Origin of the sequence: Acinetobacter lwoffii, from assembly GCF_015602705.1 — a bacterium.
GTDB classification, from domain to species: Bacteria; Pseudomonadota; Gammaproteobacteria; order Pseudomonadales; family Moraxellaceae; genus Acinetobacter; species Acinetobacter lwoffii_E.
Genome location: NZ_CP059081.1, coordinates 2,499,534 through 2,520,415 on the forward strand (window position 1 = coordinate 2,499,534; position 20,882 = coordinate 2,520,415).

17 protein-coding genes are annotated in these 20,882 nt (G+C 41.0%); 2 read left to right on the plus strand and 15 right to left on the minus strand.

Features of this window, described 5'->3' with window-relative positions:
• The 15 genes from hisS to H0S56_RS12020 all read right to left on the minus strand — a co-directional run bounded on the left by hisS (position 1) and on the right by H0S56_RS12020 (position 17,010).
• Complete coding sequence (gene hisS / locus H0S56_RS11950; protein WP_044109970.1) at positions 1-1,296, minus strand: histidine--tRNA ligase; 1,296 nt, start codon at positions 1,294-1,296, stop codon at positions 1-3.
• Between the two features lie 3 nt (positions 1,297-1,299).
• Positions 1,300-2,421: a flavodoxin-dependent (E)-4-hydroxy-3-methylbut-2-enyl-diphosphate synthase gene (gene ispG / locus H0S56_RS11955; RefSeq protein WP_004278355.1), complete on the minus strand. Its 1,122-nt coding sequence runs from the start codon at positions 2,419-2,421 to the stop codon at positions 1,300-1,302.
• 23 nt (positions 2,422-2,444) lie between these two features.
• Positions 2,445-3,236 (minus strand): helix-turn-helix domain-containing protein, encoded by a 792-nt coding sequence (locus H0S56_RS11960; RefSeq protein ID WP_004647463.1) that lies wholly within the window; start codon positions 3,234-3,236, stop codon positions 2,445-2,447.
• Entirely contained in the window at positions 3,227-4,027 is an 801-nt protein-coding gene (gene pilW / locus H0S56_RS11965; protein WP_044109965.1) for a type IV pilus biogenesis/stability protein PilW, read from the minus strand. The genes H0S56_RS11960 and pilW overlap by 10 nt, the downstream gene beginning before the upstream one ends.
• Positions 4,028-4,041: 14 nt before the next feature.
• Positions 4,042-5,277: a 23S rRNA (adenine(2503)-C(2))-methyltransferase RlmN gene (gene rlmN / locus H0S56_RS11970; RefSeq protein WP_004278358.1), complete on the minus strand. Its 1,236-nt coding sequence runs from the start codon at positions 5,275-5,277 to the stop codon at positions 4,042-4,044.
• 122 nt (positions 5,278-5,399) lie between these two features.
• A complete protein-coding gene (gene ndk / locus H0S56_RS11975) occupies positions 5,400-5,831 on the minus strand; it encodes a nucleoside-diphosphate kinase (protein ID WP_004647460.1) in 432 nt (143 codons plus the stop codon).
• A gap of 110 nt (positions 5,832-5,941) precedes the next feature.
• The gene (gene iscX, locus H0S56_RS11980) at positions 5,942-6,142 is read right to left on the minus strand and encodes a Fe-S cluster assembly protein IscX (protein WP_004278360.1); all 201 of its coding nucleotides are present in this window, start codon (positions 6,140-6,142) and stop codon (positions 5,942-5,944) included.
• An 87-nt stretch (positions 6,143-6,229) separates the two neighbouring features.
• On the minus strand, positions 6,230-6,781 hold the full coding sequence (locus H0S56_RS11985; protein ID WP_004278361.1) for a phosphatase PAP2 family protein: 552 nt from the start codon (positions 6,779-6,781) through the stop codon (positions 6,230-6,232).
• A 20-nt stretch (positions 6,782-6,801) separates the two neighbouring features.
• The gene (locus H0S56_RS11990) at positions 6,802-8,082 is read right to left on the minus strand and encodes a glycosyltransferase family 4 protein (RefSeq protein WP_004647459.1); all 1,281 of its coding nucleotides are present in this window, start codon (positions 8,080-8,082) and stop codon (positions 6,802-6,804) included.
• 699 nt (positions 8,083-8,781) lie between these two features.
• Positions 8,782-11,118, minus strand: coding sequence for a fimbria/pilus outer membrane usher protein (locus tag H0S56_RS11995; RefSeq protein ID WP_195725152.1), 2,337 nt, complete (start codon positions 11,116-11,118; stop codon positions 8,782-8,784).
• Between the two features lie 22 nt (positions 11,119-11,140).
• On the minus strand, positions 11,141-11,845 hold the full coding sequence (locus H0S56_RS12000; protein WP_180186664.1) for a fimbrial biogenesis chaperone: 705 nt from the start codon (positions 11,843-11,845) through the stop codon (positions 11,141-11,143).
• A 75-nt stretch (positions 11,846-11,920) separates the two neighbouring features.
• Positions 11,921-12,460 (minus strand): hypothetical protein, encoded by a 540-nt coding sequence (locus tag H0S56_RS12005; RefSeq protein ID WP_195725153.1) that lies wholly within the window; start codon positions 12,458-12,460, stop codon positions 11,921-11,923.
• Positions 12,461-13,670: 1,210 nt separating this feature from the next.
• Positions 13,671-14,687 carry a ketol-acid reductoisomerase gene (gene ilvC / locus H0S56_RS12010; protein ID WP_195725154.1) on the minus strand — a complete coding sequence of 339 codons (1,017 nt, stop codon included), beginning with the start codon at positions 14,685-14,687 and terminating at the stop codon, positions 13,671-13,673.
• A gap of 107 nt (positions 14,688-14,794) precedes the next feature.
• Positions 14,795-15,286, minus strand: a complete 492-nt coding sequence (ilvN, locus tag H0S56_RS12015) for an acetolactate synthase small subunit (RefSeq protein ID WP_004278369.1) — start codon at positions 15,284-15,286, stop codon at positions 14,795-14,797.
• Positions 15,283-17,010 (minus strand): acetolactate synthase 3 large subunit, encoded by a 1,728-nt coding sequence (locus H0S56_RS12020; RefSeq protein ID WP_004278370.1) that lies wholly within the window; start codon positions 17,008-17,010, stop codon positions 15,283-15,285. The genes ilvN and H0S56_RS12020 overlap by 4 nt, the downstream gene beginning before the upstream one ends.
• 686 nt (positions 17,011-17,696) lie before the next feature.
• Between H0S56_RS12020 and H0S56_RS12025 the strand changes: the two genes are divergently transcribed.
• The gene (locus H0S56_RS12025; RefSeq protein WP_005250747.1) at positions 17,697-18,050 is read left to right on the plus strand and encodes a DUF4124 domain-containing protein; all 354 of its coding nucleotides are present in this window, start codon (positions 17,697-17,699) and stop codon (positions 18,048-18,050) included.
• Between the two features lie 123 nt (positions 18,051-18,173).
• Positions 18,174-20,795 carry a leucine--tRNA ligase gene (gene leuS / locus H0S56_RS12030; RefSeq protein ID WP_005250745.1) on the plus strand — a complete coding sequence of 874 codons (2,622 nt, stop codon included), beginning with the start codon at positions 18,174-18,176 and terminating at the stop codon, positions 20,793-20,795.
• Positions 20,796-20,882 lie beyond the last annotated feature (87 nt).

The following is a 20,882-nucleotide window of genomic DNA, read 5'->3' on the forward strand; positions in this document are numbered from 1 at the left end:
TTATTTTGAAGAAATTTTAGTACTAAAAAATGCAACGAAGTCCGTAAATGGTACATTCGATTGCTCTGCGGTTGCCAGCTCTTTCACAGTAAACGCCTGAGCTTCCAGTTCACGCTCACCCAAAATCGCCGCATACAAAGCACCGGCTTGATCGGCCTTTTTCATTTGCGATTTCATTGAACCCTGTGAGCCCACTTTCAGACGAACCTGACTGCCTGCTGCTTCAAGCTGATCACGAATCTGCTCCGCAATGACCAAAGCTTTACCTTGAGAAACCGGTTCAGCCACCAGGAATACTTCACAATCACGTGTCGGGGTATTGTCTTCAAGCTGTTCAAGCAGAAGCAATAAACGCTCGATACCCATCGCAAAACCAACCGCAGGGACAGATTGATCAGGCTTACCTTTAAGTTGCCCCACTAGACCGTCATAACGGCCACCGGCACACACTGTACCTTGTGAACCCAAGTGAGTTGTAGTCCATTCAAAAACAGTTTTGTTGTAATAGTCCAGACCGCGTACCAGTTTTTGATTGATCACGAAGCTCATGCCTGCATCAGTCAAATACTGCTGTAACTGAGCAAAGTGCGCCAGCGTTTCTTCACCCATAAAATCATGCAGTTTCGGTGCATTTTCCAAGATGCTTTGTGTTTTGGCATCTTTAGAATCCAGAATACGCAGTGGATTCGTGGTCAGACGGCGCTGAGAATCTTCATCCAGATCGGCTTTATGTGACTCTAAAAATTCAACCAGTGCCGCACGATATGCTGCACGCTCATCCGACTCACCTAAAGTGTTCAACTCAAGCTGAACCTTGTCTGCCACACCCATACGTTTCCATAAACGTGCTGTCATCAGGATCAGTTCTGCATCCATGTCCGGAGTCGCCACACCAAAAGTTTCTACACCAAACTGGTGGAACTGACGGTAACGGCCTTTTTGCGGTTTTTCATAACGGAACATTGGGCCGATATACCAGACGCGAGGCGTCGCACCGCGCAGCAGGTTATGCTCCAGCATGGCACGTACACAACCCGCCGTCCCTTCAGGACGCAGCGTCAATGACTCAGGCGGATTGCCCTTGTCGAGGAAGGTATACATTTCTTTTTCAACGATATCGGTTGCATCACCGATCGAACGTTTAAACAGATTGGTCTGTTCTACGATAGGCAAACGAATTTGTTGATAGCCATAGGCATCCATCAAACCGGATAGATGCTGTTCAAGACGTCTCCAAGCTGGGGTTTGCGTTGGGAGAATGTCATTAAAACCTTTGATTGCGACGATTGAACTCATGATCTACTCAGGAAAACTTGTACGAATAATTTCTTTAGATTTAGCTTCTTCAAGCTCGGTAACACGTTGACGAACCATAGTTTCGATTTCATCAACCAATTGATTCGTGTCAATTAAATGGCTCTTCTCACCATTACGGTACACTAGTGAACGTGGTGCTGCACCCACTACACCGATATCCGCTTCTTTGGCTTCGCCCGGCCCATTGACCTTACAGCCAATGACAGACACATCCATTGGGGTACGAATATCTTCTAAACGCTCTTCAAGTTGCTGCATCACGGAAATCACATTAAATTCCTGACGTGAACAGCTTGGGCAGGCAATGAAGTTAATCCCGTTTGAGCGCAGACCCAACGATTTCAGAATATCAAAACCAATTTTAATTTCTTCTTCAGGCTCGGCAGCTAGTGAAATACGCATGGTATCCCCAATGCCTTCCATCAGCAGACCACCCAAAGCGATCGCAGATTTAACCGAACCGGTACGGTAAATACCCGCTTCTGTGACACCCAGATGGAGCGGATTATCAATTTGCTGTGACAGCAAACGATACGCATCCATGGTCAGGAACACATTCGAGGCTTTGACTGAAATTTTGAATTCCTGGAAATCCAGACGGTCTAAAATATCGATATGACGCATCGCAGATTCAAGCAGTGCCTGACCCGTTGGCTCGCCATATTTCTTTTGAATATCTTTTTCCAGTGAGCCGGCATTGACACCGATCCGCATGGAAATGTCGTTATGACGTGCCGCGGCCACCACTTCACGGATTTTCGCTTCCGAACCGATATTTCCCGGGTTAATCCGCAGGCAGTCTGCACCCAAATCCGCAACTGCCAAAGCAATTTTATAATCGAAGTGAATATCGGCGACCAAAGGTACATTGACCTGCTTGCGAATTTCACCAAATGCCGCCGCGGCTTCCATGGTAGGCACAGAAACCCGCATGATGTCTGCACCGGCATCTACACAGCGCTGAATCTGTGCAACCGTAGCTGCTACATCACAGGTTTCAGTATTAGTCATCGACTGGATACTGATTGGTGCATCACCACCCACATAAACTGAACCCACACGAATTTTACGTGTTGGACGACGTTTAATTGGATTTACGATCATCGTTCTGCTCTACTCTTGATCTGTTAAGGTGATAAACGGAATTCTGCTTTTCCGTTCACAGTGTAGGGTGACAATGAAATATTTTCATTATTTAAACTGAGTGATACAGCCGATGCATCATCCAGACGAATCTGGAATGGCGCTTCACCATTCAGCTGCAAGCTCGATGCCTGACGGCCAGTTGCCAGAACATTACCCGCCGAGTCGACAATATGCACCGAAGTCGGACGGTTAAAATCAAGTTTCAGCTGATCACCGGAAAGTGCGGCACCTGTATCCAGATTCAGAATCTCGACATTAGAAGCGCCTACTCCAGAGACTTCACTGCTATTTTGTGAATTACTACTTGACCAGTTCTGAATCATGGCAAACAGTGCACCCAAAATCAGCAGTAATACCAGCGTAATAAAAATGCGCTTTAACCACTTACGATTGCGGTCCCGCTTAGACCCTGGCAATTTCCCCATAATTTTAATAGGAGAATTGTTCAGGGCATGGTTCGGCAGCAGCCCGGTATCATTGGTATAAATTTCATCAAAACGCTGAATAATACTAGACGCATCTACACCCAGAAATTTGGCATAAGTCCGGTAATAACCTTTGATAAAGGTTGCTTCAGGTAAAGACTTATATTCGTCCTGTTCCAGTGCAGTCAGGGTTTTGACCGGGATGTTCAGCTCTTTCGCTACATCTTCCAGATTGCGCTGCTGATTGATACGAATCTGGCGCAAGTACTCGCCCGGACGTTGAATATTTCCTAACGCATTTGGAGCTACGCTCGAATGATTCGATGGTGAATTAGGATTTACTTCCATACGGCCTCAGTACTGTACTGTAATTGCAAATAACGTTGGTATTCCTGGCTTTCAGGAAAAAGTGCACGTAACTGGTTGACCAATACCTGCATACCCAACTGATCACCCCCGGCACGCGCAGTGCGAATGCCGACCCAGAGCGCACGGGCACCCTGATTTTTCTGTCCCACACCACGCACAAACTGTTGATACATTTGTGTCGCCGCCGGGAACTGCTGGTTCAAATAAAATATTTCTGCCAACTCTAACATTGAAATATAAGAATCGCGATTGGCTTGCAGCGCCTGTTTGAATGATTTTTCAGCATTTGCTGTATCACCCAGTTTCAGGTAAATCCGCCCCATATTTTCCAATGCACGGAATCGCTGATCATAACCCAACGTGGCACCAGCAATTTGAAACTGCTCGATCGCATCATTATAGCGTTCAAGCTGATATAAATAAGTGCCGTAATTATTTCGCGCCTGTGCATTTTTCGGATCTGCCGAAATCGCACGCTTGAAATAATGATCTGCTTTTTCGAGATTAAGCTTACTACCTTCCTGTTGCAGTAGCACGCCCATCATCATATTCGCTTGAGAATCACGCGGACTGCTTTCAAGTGCCTGATCCAGCGCACGTTTAGCTGCATCCAGGTCACCTGTTCTCAGATATTCTACCGCCAATTGGGTACGGACTTTGGTGGCCTTTTCAGGGTCTTTCTGACCCAGATCTGGCGTCTGACACGCGACTAAAACCAAAGACACACATACTGTTGAAATCAAAGTAAACTTTGATGTTAGATTTCTCAACTGGCGACCTCTTATTATCCTTGTGAGCGCATGATCTCATTCGATTGCGCAATTTTCTTTTTCCACTGTTCCGCACGACGGGTACGGTCAGCAACTTGTCCGACTAACTGTCCGCACGCGGCATCAATGTCATCACCGCGTGTCTGACGAATCGTACACACAAAACCGGCATCAGACAAAGTTTTTTGGAAAGAAATAATCCGGTTGCGGCTTGAGCGGCCATATGGCGCATGCGGGAACGGATTAAAAGGAATCAAATTAATCTTGCTTGGCAAATTCTTCAACAGCTTAATCATTTGCTGAGCATGTTCAGGATGGTCATTCACGCCATCTAACATCACATATTCAATCGTCACATGTTTACGTGAACTTTCATTCCCGTCTTTGGCAATGTAACGCTGACATGCAGCAATCAGCTGCTCAAGCGGATATTTTTTATTGATCGGCACCAGCTCGTTACGCAGTTCATCATTTGGCGCATGCAATGAAATAGCTAGCGCCACGTCAATATCTTTGACCATCTGATCGATTTTCGGCACTACACCAGAAGTCGATAAAGTCACACGACGTTTTGACATGCCGTATGCAAAGTCATCCAGCATAATGCGCATTGAATTCAATACTGCATCGTAGTTGAGCAATGGCTCGCCCATGCCCATCATCACCACGTTCGTGACTGAACGTTCACGCTCAAGTACAGGCACGTCTTCCATATAGGAATAGTTCGCCATCCAGAGCTGACCGATAATTTCTGCCTGGGTCAAATCGCGCTGAAAACCCTGTTTACCTGTCGAACAGAATGAACAGTCCAGTGCACAGCCCACTTGAGAAGAAATACATAAGGTACGGCGTAAACCACTACGATGTTCTGCCGGAATCAGTACCGTTTCGACGAGGGAACCTTCACCGTCGCCAACACGGAATACCCATTTACGAGTTCCATCTTTGGAATAGTTTTTATGCACCACTTCCGGTGCTTTAATTTCACAAATTTTTTCCAGTTTTTCACGCAGCTTCCCTGAAATATTGGTCATTTCAGCAAAATCAGTCACAAAAAATTGGTGAATCCATTTCATCACCTGCCCGGCACGAAACTTCTTCTCACCCATGTCCTCAAAGAATTTTTCCATTTGCGGACGTGACATGCCAAGTAAATTCACTTTCTCGACAGTATTTGCCTGTGCTGGAGCGGATGGAGTGTGTTGCTGTGGCTCAGAAACTGCTGATACAGCGACTGCTTCAGTACTCATGTGTATTACCTAAACCATGTCTAAAGATGAAAGGAGAAGCTCAATATGTGAGCAAAGAATTATTCAGAGAATAAAAAAACCAGATAAGTATAATAACACTTATCTGGCTTGAATACTGCGAATTAACGAGTACGTGGAGCAATCTCAGTTTGAGCGAAGAAGTAGTTAACTTCACGATCAGCAGATGCTACAGAGTCAGAACCGTGAGCAGCGTTTTCATCGATGCTTACAGCGAAATCTGCACGGATAGTACCAGGAGCAGCTTCTTTAGGATTCGTCGCACCAAGGATGTCACGGTGAGCAAGAACAGCGTTTTCGCCTTCAAGAACTGAAACAACAACTGGACCAGAAGTCATAAATGCAACTAGGTCAGCAAAGAAACCACGTTCTTTGTGCTCAGCATAGAAGCCTTCAGCTTCAGCTTGAGTCAAATGTTTCATTTTAGTTGCAACAATTTGAAGACCAGCTTTCTCGAAACGAGCAAAGATGTCGCCGATGTGGTTTTTAGCAACTGCGTCTGGTTTAACGATAGATAAAGTACGTTCGATAGCCATGATAGGCTCCTTAAGTCAATTGTTGACATGAAAATTTGGCGCATTATACCGAGATAATGCGCATTTTTCTGCTTTTCATCTGTAAAAAAATGCTTTTTTAAGATGAGGCCTTAGCGTGCCTCGTCAATCCATGCCATTTGAATGGCTTCAAGCAAACCTTCAGTCGACTTGGTTGGATCATCTTCAAACTCAGGCAAAGCACACACCCAGGCATGTAAATCAGTAAAACGAATCCACTGCGGGTCCACATCTGGATGCGCTTCATAGAGTTCAATCGCGATATCGAGCGTGTCAGTCCAACGTAAACCCATCTCTATTTCTCACTATAATTGCTTTGATGCTGTACTTTAACAAATCTGTGAAAATCTGCGAGCCTTTGCTCCGGCTTTCACTTATTTTTACAGCACAATATTCAGATAAGGCGCGGTCAGGACAATGGCAATTGCCATCATGCCACCCAGAATTGCGCCAACTGCCACATCACTTGGATAATGCAATCCCAGCACCATTCGGGACACTGCGACCAGAACCGTAAAAGGCAACATCAGCATCAGTAATAAAGGTGCGACATAACCTAAAACGGTGGTTGCCATCACGGCATGCAAGGTATGCCCGGAAGGAAAACTGAAATGATCCAGTGGATGCTCACCCAAACGGATCACTTGATGTACCTGATAAGGACGTGGTCGTACAGTTTTGATTTTAAGCACCTTGTAAATCATAGTACCTATAGTACTTCCCAAAATCAGATAAACAATCTGCACGGTATAGATCAAGCCTTGCATGATCCAAACCAGTATCAGCATGAAATACCAAAATGCACCATTTCCTAAGCGGCTAATCATTTTAAAAAAAGTGGCAATACGGACTGAATGCGAAAAATGATTCAGATAAACACAGCCTTTCAAATCGATTTCTAAAAATTTAATCTTTACATTCTGGAGTTTCACACTGGTGCTCCTTTCTTGTTTTATATCCTGTATTCCTGATGCTGTATCAGTGAATACAGTGCCTGTTCAAATTGCCGGACCGGATATTGCCAGCCTACTTTTTCGGCTTTTTTACGTGCTTGCGCACCCATCTGCTGCAATTTTTGCTGATCAGGCAATCCGAGCATCTGCTGGATCAACCCCTGCTGATGTCCAAGTCTACTCAACCATCCCGTTTCACCATGCTGCACATGCAAGTTTGCACAAGCATAATCATAAGCAATCACTGGCAAGCCACTGGCCATCGCTTCCAATACCACATTTCCAAAGGTTTCAACCTGACTGGCAAAACAGAAGACATCTGCACTGGCATACGCCGCCGACAGTTTTTCTCCTGTCAAGCTACCGGTAAAAACAATACTGCCATCCTGATTCAGTTGTTGCAGTCGAGTGCGATCCGGCCCATCTCCAACCACCACCAAACGTATATCTTGCTGACGAACTTGGCGCAGCACAAAATAGGTTTTGATCAGCACGTCAATTTCCTTTTCAGGGGAAAGCCGTCCGACATACAACATCACCCGGGTCTCGTTTGAAACTCCCCAAGCATAGCGCAAATCTGGTGATCGCCACTTTGGTGAAAATGTATCTGGATCGACGCCTCTGCCCACAACTGCCAAGGGACAAGTCACACCAAACTGATTTAAGGCTTGAGCCGTGCCTCGACTCGGAACACAGGTCAAATCAGTATTATTATGAAACCACTTTAAATAGCCTTGAATTGGCTTCAGTAAAAAAGCCAAATCAAAAAATCGACTAAATTCCTGAAATGACGAGTGAAAACCGCTAGAAACCGGAATTTTATGGAATTTTGCAAGCTGTTGAGCTACCAAACCCAAAGGACCTTCGGTCACGACATGGATAATATCGGGTGTAAAAGTTTCAACAGCTTGATGGATTTTTAAAAATTGCGGCCTACCAAACTGCAAATTACTATATTTAGGAATGCAATGCGCTTTAACTAGACATTCGCTATGCGGCTTAAAATCGTTATAGGCTTGTCGTTGTTCCGGACGAATTAATAAAATCTTATGCCCCTGTTTTTGTAATCCTTTACACAGTTGCAATAAAGCATGGGCAACCCCATTGATTTCAGGAGACCAGGTTTCAGTCACAATGGCTATTTTGAGACGAGGACGAGTCAACTCTTCCAAAGGCAGGGTCATTTTTGTTTTTTGCTGTCGCAACTGTTTTAAGTCAAAGCTAATATTTTGAAGTGCAGACATTTTTTTCGATAACGCTGAGGTGCAGGGCTGTTCCATATCACACCTATGTGATTATATTTTAAGCTAAAGTCTAATGCTTATTTATTGCATTTTAATGATATTACCCCCCTTCTCTCATTTTATTCGGAAGTTGATGTACTTATAGAGATATCTAATTAACTTGACTAACAATTAAGAGTAAATTAACTCACCTATTCATAACCATAGCTCATGCCTAAAAAATCCAGTCAGAAAGCTTCAAAATCTGGTTAAAGGACTTAAATAGACCAAAATCCAATTCTCTTTTAAGAGCCAACTAAAAGAATTCAGTAGATAAGATCCACATATAAACTGTCTTTATAAACTCCAGCTGGGGTCAAAGCAGAAGGTTGTTCAGCTAGTTGTACCAATACAATAAATTTACTTAGGCTAGTTGCCGGTTGGGATATCGGCATATTCCAACGGGATGAGGTCGCCCCAGAAATATACATTTGTGTTCTTATTTTATGATTGTGCTCATTAACCAAATAACTACTGCCATTAGTGCTGGTTAAGTTTCTAGAATTAAATTGAATAGCATAACTACTATCACACCTTACGATAAAAGAAGTCGCAGCTTGGCTCAGATAAGAGGAGTTCAATTTGAGTTCTGATGCTGTCGATCGATCAATCTGACAACGTTGGGCATGACTTAGACTGGTTAATAATAGAGAGAACACAAGTACAGTAAATTTAAGTTTCATTATTTTTCATCCTTTATTTACAGATAAGCGTAGATAGTCCGCTTTCTTCTTTTTGATTTTCTGTAACCGTCAATTGTGCAAAGCAAGTTTTAGATTCGGTGCTGATGATTTTAATATTGTAAGTATTTGGAATAAGCCCATATAGAGTGACCGTACCGTCCGATGAGATAGGATAAACCTCCCCACCATCATTATCGATATATAACTCTGAACCGGCTGTAAATTTATTATTATTACTATCTACAGGTAAAATCGTGACCTGTTTTGTATTATATATAGGAAAATTAATAATATAGCCCCGCTGATCTAAAGCAGTAAGCCTCTTGGTTGCATAAGGAATCTTATCTTCAACTGGTAACTGATTCTGATCAAAACCAATATCATAATTTACATAAGGAATAATATCATGAACAAAGGTATAGCCTTTCTTATTCGTTTTATCCACTACAGATAAAGACCTTAAAACATCGACATCCTGATAATCTCCCACACTAACAACAGAAAATGCATTATCAACTAACTTGGTAAAATTAAATTTATTATTAAGAAAAACAACCGCACCACGATAGTTTAATTGTGATTCAGACTCATTATCTCCCTCTATATGATAAAAACTTAAATCCCCAACATCTGTTTTCAATCGCCCATTGAAATTATATAGTGTTTCATCTTCGAGTCTATTTACACCTGTTTCATAGTCAAATCCAACCTGATTAGGATTACTTTTAACAAATTGCAATTTAGTTCTTTCATCTGTTGAATGACTAAAATAAACTGCTTTATCATCATCAAAACTATAGCTAAGTGATAAGACAACTCCAGAATCCCGATCATCACCGAATGAGCTAAAATAACTTAAACCTAGGCTTCCCTTCCTACCTAGCCGACGATTAAACCCTAAATTTAAAGTTTTACGATCATTTTGAAAAAATAAAGGAATCTCATCTTCCACGCGTATTTCTTGCTGATGAAAACTCTGGGCAGCATAATTCAAATAAATATTATGCAAGAGAGGGACATTGCTCATTCCTGCATAAATTAAATATTCATACTTAGGATAACTATAAAAATTATCCAGTTCATCACCTAAATATTTAAAATCTCTTTCTGTATATTTTGCACTGGCACCAAGTGAAACTCTTCCGAAATCCTTTGCAGCAGATAATCCATATGAATAATTAAAATTATTAAGTTCATCATGTGAAGCTTGAACTACACTATCCAAAACCAAATAATGACTAATCGCTTGAGTCCATAGAAAGCCTAAATTTTGCAAGTCTTCGCTATAAGCAAAATTAGAACCAAGGGTTGTCCAATTAGATACCCCATAACGATAATAAAAGTTAGAGAAAAAATCACGATAGTCATCACTTTCTATATTATAATTATAACGCAACTTTCCTAATGAAACATTATATTCACTAAGATCAGGTCTTAATAACCGATTCGTCACCAGAATAGGAAAACTTTGTACACTCCTATTCCCTAACACATCTTCAACAACAATTTGTGCATTTCCTGCCTGTTGAATTTGTGCACCAGTTTGAAGATTAAAATCACCAGGACTGACTCTTTGGCTATATATACTTACCCCATTAATATACAAATCAACTGTAGAAGGAACACGCGCACTCCCCTGTAAGGTTGGAGTATTCCAATAAATAAAATTTGGTCGCTCAGTAAAATTAGTTCCCCAGTTTAAACCGGCAAAACGTAAAGAATTAATTAATGGATTATATACTGTAGTTGTATCTCCTAAAGTAAGCTGAGTCATACTTTTAGGAAATTCAAAGTCAATACTAGTACTGAGTCGAGTAAAATATTCATTCAAAGGATGATTATAATATGCTATTGAGTTCTTAAAAATCCAATAATCTTTAAAAATACCCAGCTCTGTCAGGCCGTTATATAAAGAATTCGTCTCTCTGTCTATTTTTGCATTTAAATAGGTAAAATCATAATTTACGAAACCTCCAAAGCTGGCTCTCTCTGGCATAGTCTGCAACTGGGAGATCTGTGTACTTGATTTAAACAGTTGGGTAGGTATCGTGAGATTAATTGTTTGCTTAGAGGCATCAAAATTAGATTGAATATTCTGATCCGAAATAAGACAAAACTCATCCCGAGAAGCCATTTTTGATAATTTAGATATATCAATATCTCGTTCCGACAATATATTGCACTCTATATAAAAATTATCATTACTTTTTATTAAAATAATATCTATATTATGATCAAGCTCGTTTATCCAGAGATTAGCAAAAAATTCATCATCAGGATTCTGGTTAGCATTAGCATTACACAAGAATAAAATATTAACTAGAATAATTATTTTTCTATTTAACTGCATAATATAATCCTTAATTATAATTTTAATCCATAAGCTTTAACTCTATTTCCTCATGCGACTTATCTGTCATTACTTTAACAAAATAATTACGAGGATTATTTATCTTAACCCCTTCTAACTCATAGAAAATATTCTTGTCTTTAAGGGCATATTTCATATTATTACTAGTAAAAACTTCTTTCTTATTAGAATCTAAAATTTGTAACTTTGAAATTTGAATATGAGATTCTGCTTTGTTTTTAACAATAAGCTTATCATTCTCAATATTGAAATTTAATTTTAGGTTATCTTGCTTTCCAATAAATAATGGCAGGTTAAAATTCATCAAGAAAGTAATAGATGATTCTTTTACAGGCTGAGGTAATTCCTCAATTACAATGCGCCAGGCACCCTCTTCCAGACCATTTAATACAGATGCTATTGGACGATTAAAACCAACACGTATAACTTGTTTCCCATTAGGTTTTAAAATAAAATTTCTTGGATTAATTATAAGAGTATCATCTTTCTCCAACACATCTTCACCTTTATCATTTTGATCCCATTTAAATGCTTTTACCTCAAATATCTTTTTTTCTACTTCATTTATAGACTCTAAAGTAAGTGTTGTTGTTTTTTGTTTTGTATCATTTAATATATACATTTGTACTGGATCAATTGCAACATCAGCCTTCCCCCCAGTAAAAGAAAAAAAAGATAAAAATAATAATATAGTTGTTCTTCTCATATTATAATTTCCATTTAAAAATATAATGAGGCAACCTAACCCAACATAAATATCAGGCTAGGTTGAGTAAATAAATTAGTAGTAAGCTTTAATTAGATAGCGATCGGTATAATTACCTGCTAACTGTGTAGCATTAACTGCAGCATTAGTAACTGCAAGTGTATAATTATCAACTGCTTGACCGTTATGATTTGAATTACCAAACGGAACAGCGCCTGCACCTTGTTTAGTTGTCACAATTGTTGTAGCAATTGTTTTAGATGCATCTGTTTCATGTCTAACAAACGTATTATTACTAGCGCTAGCATTTGCAGTTTGCAAATTCAGAACATAAGGGGTATTTGTTGTAATTGAATAATTTGTAGTTTGGGTTCCACCAGCAGCAGATAATACTATTGCATTTCCACCAGTTAAAATACATTTCTTATTAATTTTAAGTGAAATTGGAATTTCTTTTTCACAACCTAAAGTATTACATTTACTCCAGTCAATTGGTGGTTTAGGATTATGACCTGGGCGTCCTGCAGCTCCCATATCTTCTGCATAAACAACTGTTGAGCCAAAACCAAAGCTTAGTGCTAATGCTGCTAATACTGTTTGAGTCATTTTATTCATGATCTTCTCCATTCTTTAAAAAAAAGAATATATTTATTTGTTTGGGTCGCGCTGATATAAAAACTCTTTCTTATTATGAGTAAGGCTATACAGCGTGTAGTTATCTTACTATCATTAATAAAAAAACATACAGATACTTTATTATTCACAATATATTTTCCTATTTCCCGGGATTAGTATTTTTTTGTATGTCATTATTTTATATACAATTATTTAAAAATAATAATTATTACATGTAATTCCTACGAAACTCCCCATAAAGCTAAAAAAGAACTTAAAAAATTGAAGATAATCAAATAAAATTTAACTATATGATTTTCATATTTTTTAAATAATAATAACCCCAAACTATTTGCATTATTTACAAAGATTTACAACTTACCCTCGGATAGGTAAAAAAAGTGTGATTCCGTTTTGTTTTTTTTGTTATTTTTCACACATCATCGCCTTTAGTAAAAATCCCCCTCCTATACTTACTATTAATCTCACTCTGAAAACTTATTGTTAAATTAATACATTCATTTAAATCTTTTGATTTCATAACATCCTAATCAACACCTATATTTTTATAAAATTTACACTCTTTGAATCATCTTACAATTCAATTAATTAATTTAATATCTTATTGAATGAAAATTCTCATTAAAACTATACTTTATATTCTTTATCCCATTTAAATCAATTAAATAACTATACTTCTGATAGATTCAATCAACTATTTAAAGAATATTTATCCCTATTATTAAAAATAATCTATTTTAAATAAAAACTAGCGATCAACTTATATAAAAATTTGGCTCATCTTTCGTTTCCCACAATATTATATTATTTTTTTAATACACTATCTGATCTTCTTCTCATAAAAGTCTGAAAAAAATTTGACATTATCTCTCAGATTTAACTAAAAACTTGCAATAAAAAATCCACTCAAATTGAGTAGGTTTTAGCATCAAATCAATTGATCAAGAACTTAGTTCTTTTCTTTGTCTACAATCTTGTTCGCTTGAATCTAAGGTATGAACAAGTACAAAATACTGTTTTGTACGAAGTGCAAGGAGGCAAGCACTACTTTGAATGAAACGCAAGAAGTGAAAACACTGCTTTCTTCTATTTGAGGCACGCAGTTCAACTCAAATAAGTCATTTTATTTTTACAAGACATAAAAAAGCCCCTGTTAAAAGCAAGGGCTTTTTGACTTAGAAATCAGAACTTAGTTCTTTTCTTTATCAACGATCTTGTTCGCTTGAATCCAAGGCATCATAGAACGAAGTTTGTTACCTGTTACTTCGATACCGTGAGCAGCGTTTTGACGACGACGAGCAGTCATAGAAGGATAGTTCAACGCACCTTCTTGAATGAACATCTTCGCGTATTCGCCAGATTGAATACGTTTCAGTGCATTACGCATTGCTTCACGAGACTGTTCGTTAATTACTTCAGTACCCGTTACATATTCGCCGTATTCAGCGTTGTTCGATACTGAGTAGTTCATGTCCGCAATACCGCCTTCGAACATTAAGTCAACGATCAATTTAAGTTCGTGTAGACATTCAAAGTACGCCATTTCTGGAGCATAACCAGCTTCAACCAGAGTTTCGAAGCCCATTTTAACCAGTTCAACCGCACCACCACAAAGAACTGCTTGCTCACCGAATAGGTCAGTTTCAGTTTCTTCACGGAATGAAGTTTCGATAATACCAGTACGGCCGCCACCTACGCCTGAAGCATAAGAAAGTGCAACGTTACGCGCGTTACCAGATGCATCCTGGTGAATTGCGATTAAGTCAGGAACACCTGAACCACGCTGGTATTCAGAACGTACTGTGTGACCAGGTGCTTTAGGCGCAACCATGATTACGTCAAGGTCAGCACGTGGAACAACTTGGTTGTAAAGAATCGAGAAACCGTGAGCAAACGCTAAAGTAGCACCTTGCTTGATGTTTGGCTCAATCTCGTCACGATAAAGTTGAGATTGGAATTCGTCTGGCGTCAAGATCATGACTACGTCAGCTTGCGCTACAGCAGCAGCAACTTCAGCAACTTTAAGACCAGAATTCTCAGCTTTTTTCCAAGAAGTAGAGTTCGCACGCAGACCAACAGTTACGTCAACACCAGAATCTTTAAGGTTAAGCGCATGTGCGTGACCTTGTGAACCGTAACCAATGATCGCTACTTTCTTCGATTGGATGATAGATAAGTCGCAGTCTTTATCGTAAAAAATTTGCATTGCTGTCTCCGCTTAATGCTTGTTTGTCTGTTTAAATCAGGCAGTGACCTTTGTATTTACACTGCCTGATACCCCCTTCTTATTAGGATGAGGAAATACTTTAAAATTTAGATGGTGAGTACTTTTTCACCGCGTGCGATACCAGAAACCCCTGAACGCACGACTTCTAAAATGGTGTGTTCTGCTAGTGCATCGATAAATGCATCCACTTTTTCAGTCGTACCCGCAATTTGAATGGTATAGGTGGTCGGTGTGACATCAACAATCTGACCACGGAAAATATCCGCCGTACGTTTGATTTCGTCACGCGATGAACCCAATGCTTTAACTTTAATCAGCATCAATTCACGCTCAATATGTGCACCTTCAGACAGGTCAACCACTTTCACCACTTCAACCAACTTGTTAAGCTGTTTGGTAATTTGCTCAATCTTGTGATCATCACCATAAGTGGTCAATGTCAAACGTGAAAGCGTTGGATCTTCAGTCGGAGCAACATTCAATGTTTCGATATTGTAGCCACGCTGTGAGAACAAACCCACTAAACGGGAAAGCGCGCCTGATTCGTTTTCTACGAGTACAGAGATAATATGTCTCATTTCGTGCGCTCCCCTTTAGCCAACCACATATCCTGCATCGACTGACCCGCAATCAACATCGGATAAACGTGCTCGGTACGATCTACCATAACGTTAATAAATACGCACTTGTCGTTAATCGCCATCGCTTCTGCAAGCTTCGACTCTAGCTCATCGGCATGATTAATCTGAATACCGACATGACCATAGGCTTCCATCAGTTTGGCAAAATCAGGCAATGAATCTACATAAGAACTTGAATGACGTCCTTCATAGTTCATATCTTGCCATTGTTTTACCATGCCTAAAGACTGGTTATTCAGGCACAGGATTTTTACATTCAGGCCATATTGCTTACAGGTCGACAGTTCCTGGATACACATCTGAATCGATGCTTCACCGGTGATACACACCACTTGCTGTTCCGGGTATGCAAGCTTCGCAGCCATTGCATACGGCAAGCCTACACCCATGGTGCCTAGACCACCTGAGTTGATCCATTGACGTGGACGTTTGTATTTGTAATACATCGCACCAAACATCTGATGCTGACCGACATCAGAAGTAATGATCGCTTCGCCATTGGTCACTTTATCCAATGCCTGAACCACTTGTTGTGGCTTCATCACGCCATCAACACCCGCTTCAAAACGACCGCCATGAACCTTGCGCCATTCATTGATCTGTTTCCACCATGCCGCAATCGCTTCAGGATTTGGCTTAGAAACATTAAGCTGTTTCAACTGGTTCAACATCTCATTCAGTACAGGCTCTACAGCACCGACAATTGGAATGTGCGCCATAATGGTTTTTGAGATTGTCGCTGGGTCGATATCTATATGAATGACTTTAGCATTTGGACAGAATTTTGCAGGATTGTTGGTCACACGGTCATCGAAACGCGCACCCACACACAGAATTACATCTGCATTGTGCATGGTCATGTTAGCTTCATAAGTACCGTGCATACCCAACATACCGATGAACTGTTCATCATCACCCGGGAATGCGCCAAGACCCATCAAGGTATTGGTCACTGGATAACCCAATAGATGCGCAAGCTCTGTCAATTGTGCTGAAGCATTGCCTTGAACCACACCACCACCTGAGTAAATAACTGGGCGTTTAGCATGGATCAGTTCTTCAATCGCTTTACGAATTTGACCTGAGTGACCACGGAACGGTGGCTGATACGAACGCATCTTCACTTTTTCTGGGTATTCGTAAGCAAATTTCTCTGCAGGATTGGTCGCATCCTTTGGAATATCAATCACTACAGGACCTGGACGACCTGAAGACGCAATATAGAAGGCTTTCTTGATAATCGCAGGAATTTCGCTGGCATGACGCACCTGGAAGCTATGTTTCACGATAGGACGTGAAATACCGACCATATCGGTTTCCTGAAATGCATCTTCACCAATCAGATGACTCGCAACCTGACCTGACAAAATCACCATCGGGATTGAGTCCATATAGGCCGTTGCAATTGGGGTCACCGTGTTGGTTGCGCCCGGACCGGAAGTCACCAGCACAACACCGGTCTTGCCTGTCACGCGTGAGTAAGCATCGGCCATGTGACCAGCAGCCTGTTCGTGACGTACGAGATAATGATTGATTCTGTCTTGTTGAAATAGCGCATCATAAATATGAAGAACTGCGCCGCCTGGGTATCCAAAAACATGTTCAACGCCTTCGTCCGCTAATGCGCGAACAAGCATTTCACCACCAGATAGAAGTTCCAACGTGATTCACCCTAATATTATTCACTGCACAAATGGGAGGCATTTGCAGTGTTTCGTTTGTTAACTGTCTGCACTGTTATAGCACACAAATTTCATAGTTTTCAAAGCAATAGGAAAAAAATCTGATCTCTTCGCTGTTCGAGCAATACGGGATCTAAAACATGTTGGGATAAACATATTTTGCTTAGCTTTGTTCAATTTCTCGGCTAGAAAAATCGCCCACTGCATGAAATGACACTTAGTCGAAGGGTGATCGATCTAAGGCATATAAAACTATTGCAGCATTCTTGTGTTTTCAGGCTTTAAAGTCAAGTTTAAAAAACAGACAATCCATACTTATAGTGCCTAGATCTGCTGTTTTTAACAGCAATATCAGCTCATAGCCATGCATTTACTGTCTTGTCTATTCATCTAATCCAATAAAATTCATAGAGTTAATGGTTTAATTTTATAAATTTTTAATATGTCTTATATAAAAAAAATGAATGAATTTTTATTAAATGAAAGGAAATTGTTTATCAATAAATTTTGTATACGAAGATTTTTCTCTGATTTCTTATATGCTAGATTGAGCTTATTTAAGCAGTTAGCTTTGAATAAAGCAGATAAAAATCCATCATTTTTACTGAAAATATCACTACAATAATTGCAGTATTCCATGCCTAGCAAGCCGAGGCCCAAGAACAATGAAAATATCTTTTTTAACCGCCTTCAGTTTGAGTTGCGCAGTTGTTTTGAGCATCTGTAGCACCAGCGCTTCCGCGATCCAGTATCATAAATGGGTCGATGCGAAAGGTGTCACGCATTATACCAAGACGCCACCACCGAAATCTGCGAAAAAAGCCACCACAGTGGATACCTATGGCTGGAAAAATTCAGCACCAGCATCATCTAGAACGACTGAAACTGAAGTTCAAACCGAGAACACACCTCAAGAACAACAGCAACAAGCCCCTCAAGTTCCTGCGAATCAGGACCAGCAACAACGTGAAGCCAACGAAGCCTTGCAGCAATCTAAAAATCGTGCAGTTGCTTTATAAGACACCTCTATATAGAACAGCGTGTTTTTTCTTCGGGAAATGCCGGCGCAAAATTCACTTTTAGGTACATTTTGCGCTATGCTGTGCAACAGACTTTTTTCACCGTAATTCACTGATACGTTTATGACTACTCACATTGATTCCGAATATCAAGCCAGTGCGATTGAGCCTCAAGTCCAACAGGATTGGGAATCTCGCAAAGCCTTTAAAGTTGCCGACAAAGTAGAAGGTCCACGTCGTTATATTCTCTCGATGTTCCCTTACCCAAGTGGCAAGCTACATATGGGTCATGTGCGTAACTATACGATTGGTGACGTGATCAGCCGTTTCCATCGCTTAAAAGGTGAAACTGTCCTGCAACCGATGGGTTGGGATGCTTTCGGTCTGCCTGCTGAAAACGCAGCGATTGCACACCAGGTTGCACCGGCAAAATGGACATTTGAAAATATTGCTTACATGCGTGACCAGTTGAAAAAACTCGGTCTAGCCGTAGATTGGGATCGTGAATTTGCGACCTGTACCCCTGAATACTATCGTTGGGAACAATGGCTATTTGTTCAGCTTTATAAAAAAGGCTTGATCTACCGTAAGCTTTCAACCGTGAATTGGGATCCGGTCGATCAGACTGTTCTTGCCAACGAACAGGTTGAAAATGGTCGTGGCTGGCGTTCAGGTGCATTGGTAGAAAAACGTGATATTCCAATGTACTACTTCCGCATCACTGATTATGCGCAAGAGTTACTGGACGATTTAGACACGCTTAAAGACGGTTGGCCACAACAAGTATTGACCATGCAACGTAACTGGATTGGCCGCTCACAAGGGATGGAAATCACCTTCCCTTCAGCGAATCCAGAAGTTTATGCAGATGGTTTAACAGTCTTCACCACACGTGCCGACACGCTGATGGGCGTAACGTATGTTGCAGTTGCAGCAGAACACCCGATGGCGCTGAAAGCGGCTGAAACAAACCCAGAATTGGGTGCATTCATTGAAGAATGCCGTATGGGTTCTGTGGCAGAAGCGGATCTTGCGACTGCCGAGAAGAAAGGCATGGCAACCGGTCTTTCTGTAAAACACCCTGTCACAGGTGAAGAAGTTCCGGTCTGGATCGCCAACTATGTATTGATGTCTTACGGTTCAGGTGCGGTGATGGCAGTTCCATCACACGATGAACGTGACTTCGAATTTGCCAATAAATATAGTTTGACCATCAAGCAAGTGATTGATGCCAAAGGCGCAGATGATGCTGAGTTCTCTGAGACAGAGTGGCAAGAATGGTATGGCTCTAAAGAAGGTAAACTGGTTAATTCAGGCGAATTTGACGGTCTAGATTTCCAGGGTGCATACGATGCATTCCTTGCCAAATTAGAACCAACAGGCCTGGCAAGTTCTAAGGTTCAATTCCGTTTACGTGACTGGGGTGTTTCCCGTCAGCGTTATTGGGGTTGTCCAATTCCAATGATTAACTGTCCATCATGTGGTCAAGTGCCAGTACCTGAAGAGCAGCTTCCTGTGGTTCTTCCGACTGACGTTGTTCCAGATGGTTCAGGTAACCCGTTGAACAAAATGCCTGAATTCTACGAAACGTCATGCCCAAGCTGTGGTGGCGATGCTCGTCGTGAAACAGATACGCTAGATACCTTCGTGGAATCATCTTGGTACTATGCACGTTATGCATCTCCAGACTTTACTGATGGCATGGTAAAACCTGAAGCGGGTCAAACTTGGTTACCTGTCAACCAATACATCGGTGGTGTTGAACACGCGATTCTGCATTTGCTTTATGCACGCTTCTTCCACAAATTGATGCGTGATGAAGGCGTGGTACAAGGCAATGAACCATTCACTAACTTGTTAACGCAAGGGATGGTGCTTGCAGATACCTTCTATCGTGAAGCTGAATCTGGCAAGAAAACCTGGTTTAACCCGGCAGATATCGAACTTGAAAAAGACGAAAAAGGCCGTGTGCTTTCTGCAAAATATAAAGAAGATGGCCAGGAAGTTGTGGTTGGTGGTCAGGAAAAAATGTCGAAATCGAAAAATAACGGTATCGACCCACAATCGATTATTGACCAGTACGGCGCAGATACGGCACGTGTATTCATGATGTTTGCTGCACCACCTGATCAATCACTGGAATGGTCTGATGCCGGTGTTGAAGGTGCAAACCGCTTCCTGAAACGTGTATGGCGTTTAGCAACAGGTTTCCTTGAAAAAGCGAATACTGCTGCAAACATCGACAAATCGGCACTGTCTACGGCTGCGCAAGACCTACGTCGTAAGACACACGAAACCATCCAAAAAGTCGGTGATGACATCGAACGTCGTCATGCATTTAACACTGCCATTGCTGCATTGATGGAACTTCTAAACGCCAACAACAAGTTTGAAGCCCAAGATGACAATGACGTTGCTGTCGCACGTGAATCAATTACCACGCTGTTAACTTTACTTGCACCATTTGCACCGCATTTAAGCCAGACTTTATTGGCTGAATTTGGGATTGAATTGAATTCAACTTTGTTCCCTGCGGTAGATGAGTCTGCGCTGACACGTAATACGCAAACCATCGTGGTTCAAGTCAACGGTAAACTCCGTGGCAAGTTAGAAGTATCTGTAGATGCCTCTAAAGATGACATCTTGGCTCAAGCCAAAGCATTGCCTGAAGTTCAGCAATTCTTGACGGGTCCAACCAAGAAAGAAATTGTGGTACCGAATAAATTAGTGAATTTGGTGGTTTAAATCCTTAAGTTCCCTCTCCTCTCAGGAGAGGGCTAGGGAGAGGTAAATATATAACCCCTCATCCTAACCTTCTCCCAGAGGGAGAAG